4 protein-coding genes are annotated in these 3,405 nt (G+C 44.8%); all 4 read left to right on the top strand.

Going from position 1 to position 3,405, the window contains the following annotated elements:
• Window positions 1–220: PHP-associated domain-containing protein (locus WC647_19965; GenBank protein ID MFA6224582.1), on the top strand; the 220-nt coding region annotated here is incomplete at its 5' end.
• A 352-nt stretch (window positions 221–572) separates the two neighbouring features.
• Window positions 573–1,391 (top strand): amidohydrolase family protein, encoded by an 819-nt coding sequence (locus WC647_19960; GenBank protein ID MFA6224581.1) that lies wholly within the window; start codon window positions 573–575, stop codon window positions 1,389–1,391.
• Between the two features lie 304 nt (window positions 1,392–1,695).
• Window positions 1,696–2,832 (top strand): acyl-CoA dehydrogenase family protein, encoded by a 1,137-nt coding sequence (locus WC647_19955; GenBank protein ID MFA6224580.1) that lies wholly within the window; start codon window positions 1,696–1,698, stop codon window positions 2,830–2,832.
• A 61-nt stretch (window positions 2,833–2,893) separates the two neighbouring features.
• The coding region (locus WC647_19950; protein ID MFA6224579.1) for an acyl-CoA dehydrogenase family protein at window positions 2,894–3,405 on the top strand (512 nt) is incomplete at its 3' end.

The raw sequence follows: 3,405 nt of genomic DNA, 5'->3' as shown, positions 1-3,405 counted from the left end.
CGCTGTTGAGATTAGAAACGGCCGTGTAACCGAAAAAGAAAACGATGTCGCAGAGAAGGTGGCTGAAAAATTGGGGCTTCGAGCCACGGCCGGTAGCGATGCCCACGAGATAAGCGCATTAGGAACATGGGTCACAAATTTTGAAAAAGACATTTACACCGATGAGGAATTACTTGTGGAGCTTCATTCAGGAAACTTTATCATAGGAACAGCTAGATAGACATTTTGCTGTCTCGTAAAGAGACTGCAATTTATGGTGTTTCCTAGATTTTGATGAATTGCCTCGAATAAGTTAAGAACTAGCGGAACTCCATTGAACCGTGACTTTATTGCAAATCAGGAAGGTACTTAAAAGACATACCAAACTATTATAGGCTAAAAGTTCACAAACTTTTGGAAATTATAACACTAAATCGTCCCGATTGCCCTAATACATTTACCAGCACAATGGCGCAAGAACTAGGCTAGGCTTTCTGGGAGCTGGATAATGATTCTGATGAGGGGCGACCTTACTAAAAGGAACTGCTAACGGTTTTAGTGCTGGGCTAGAATACAGGTAAAAAAAGGAAAACATGGTCATAGATACCCATTCTCAGCTTTGGACAAAGGAAGCCCTAGCAACTCTCCCTGAGAGTATGGTTCGGGGTTACGAGAAGATGTTCCAGGGTGTGCGAACCTTCGAGCTGGAAGATATACTGGCGGACATGAATGAGGCTGGAGTCGATAAAGCTGTACTCGTTGCGGTGGACGCTGAAACAGTATGGCGTTACAAGATTCCGAATGATTTGGTGGCGGATGCGGTCCGTCGTTTTCCGGACAGATTCATCGGATTCGCAGGTGTGGATCCAAACAAAGGGATATTGGCGGTCGACGAATTATCTAGAAGTGTGCAGATGTTGGGTTTATCAGGCGTGAAATTCATCCCCCACCTGATCAATATGGCTCCTAATGATCCTCGTATGTACCCCATTTTGGAAAAAGCCCAGGAATTAGGCCTACCCGTCCTGTTTCACACGGGTATGCATTTTCACAACGGAGCCCGGCTCATGTTTTGCCGTCCAGAAACGCTGGATGACCTAGCGATAGACTTTCCTGAACTAAAAATCATAGCGGCGCATTTTGGGTTCCCCTGGTTTTACGAGGCTCTGGCTGTTGTTCAGAAGAACGCGAATGTGTACTTCAACATTGCTGGTTGGGCTCCGCAATATATCCCCGAATACGTTTTAAGAATGATGAACGGTCCTTTGGCGGAGAAAGCCCTTCTGGGAAGCGATTTTCCATTAATTTCCAGGACTAGGCTAATGCGAGAATTGAAAGAACTTCCTATCTCTCTTGAGACCTTCGGCAAATTGACATGTGAGAATCCGGCAAGAGTTCTTGGTTTGGTCTGAAAGCCATGAAGCGCCAAGCTCAACGGGAGGCGTTCCATGCTGTATAATGCTCATTCCATTTACGCACCAAACCCAGGTCTGAGTTAGGGATGACCTCCAGTAAGCGTCCGTTCCTTTAAATCGTTACAATATTTGGCTACATGGGAACTCTTCAAGACAAAGGGCTATTAAAATAGTCAGATTTGGAACCTTTCCATGAAAACGATGAATGTGCCGTGTAACCTCATGTTTGAGTCCAAGGAGATTGATGCAATAGAGAATACTTCTCTAGTAGGAAATTTGTTAGAAGAACGAGGAGACAAAAATGTATTTTGATGAAACGCACAATGCATTTAGGGAATCGGTTAGAAGATTTGTTGACAGAGAGATTAATCCCTACATGGACGAATGGGAGGAAACGACGGTTCCGCTCCACGAATTGTTTAAGAAGATGGGTGATCTCGGCTTTCTAGGGGTTCGATATGACCCTAAATACGGTGGACAAGGACTTGACTACTGGTTTGAAACCGTACTTCTGGAAGAATTAGGACGCATTCACGGATTAGGGGTTTCGGTAGCCACATTTGTGCAGACAAACATGGCTACGCCTGCGATTGCTGAGTTTGGCAGTGAATATCTTAAAGAAACCTATTTGAAGCCTGCTATCGCTGGGGAGATGGTTTCAGCAATAGCTGTTACGGAGCCTGGCGCGGGTTCGGATGTCGCAGCGTTAAAAACCAAGGCGATAAGGAAGGGAGACCATTACATAGTCAATGGTTCAAAAACGTTTATAACCAACGGCAGTCAAGCTGACTTCTTGACTCTCCTGGCGAGAAGTGGTGACAAGCCTGGTCATCATGCATTCAGTCTCTTAATTGTGCCTACAAACTTGCCGGGGTTCAGTGTTAGCAAAAAACTAGACAAGATGGGGCTAAGAAGTAGCGATACTGCGCTACTTTTTTTTGATGATGTGAAGGTGCCGGTTGAGAATCTCATTGGGAAAGAAGGGGAAGGTTTTATCTATCAGATGAAGCAGTTCCAGCATGAAAGATTTACTGTATTGCCTATAGCATACGTAGCCTCGAAGGACATGATCGACATGACCGTAGATTATTTAAAGCAAAGGGTTGCTTTTGGTGAACCATTAATAAACAAGCAGGTGTTGAGACACAGACTGGTGCAATGGTTAGCTGAGATAGAGAGTCTTAAACAATTAACGTATCATATTGTTCGGATGAAGACACAAGGACTGGACGTCACAAGAGAGATATCTATGGGAAAACTGCTCTCAGGACAATTGATTACAAAAGTCGCTGATGGTTGTTTGCAGATGTTTGGTGGCATGGGCTTCATGAATGAGACGCTAATTTCAAGATATTACAGAGATTCACGTTTATTACCCATTGGTGGTGGAGCTGATGAGGTCATGAGTGACGTAATTGCCAAGAGAGAAGGATATTAAGGATATATAGTCAATGGGAAGAGTTCTAAAAAGGGAACAGGAGATGGGGAGGCTGTAAGGGATGGATTTTGAATTCACTGAGGAAGACAGGGCATTTAGGAAAGAAGTGGAAGATTTTGCGAAGGAAGAACTTCTGCCAGATTGGGATCAAAATGCCATTTGTTGGCCAGCAGGATATGGGACTCTACCGATGTTTGAAGCGGAGTTCAAGCATTCTTGGGATCAGTTTTTTCTGAAGTTGGGAAGCAAAGGGTGGCTCAGTCTTGGATGGCCCAGAGAATATGGTGGCATGGCATCTATGATGAAGCAAGCCATTTTTAATGACGTAATGTCGTATTATATAGCGCCTCCCTCAGATGTTGCCACATCAATCGTTGGTCCAACTATCTTGCACGTCGCTAGTGAGGAAATGAAAAAGGAATGGTTGCCAAAGATTGCCAGGGGACAGGTGCGGTTTTGGCTGGGCTACAGTGAGCCTAACGCCGGATCCGATCTTGGTTCATTGCAAACAAGGGCGGAGGAAGATGGAGATGACCTAGTGATCAATGGGCAGAAAGTATGGAGTAGCGGCGC

The sequence above is a fragment of the Desulfomonilaceae bacterium genome (assembly GCA_041662605.1).
Classification (GTDB): domain Bacteria; phylum Desulfobacterota; class Desulfomonilia; order Desulfomonilales; family Desulfomonilaceae; genus CAJBEZ01.
Note: the sequence above shows the minus strand (reverse complement) of the source record. Positions and strands in the feature narration are given on the sequence as shown.

What these genes read in the sequence shown, in the direction of transcription:
- WC647_19960 (MFA6224581.1), top strand. Translation starts at nt 573, where the DNA reads ATGGTCATAGATACCCATTCTCAGCTTTGGACAAAGGAAGCCCTAGCA.
- WC647_19955 (MFA6224580.1), top strand. Translation starts at nt 1,696, where the DNA reads ATGTATTTTGATGAAACGCACAATGCATTTAGGGAATCGGTTAGAAGA.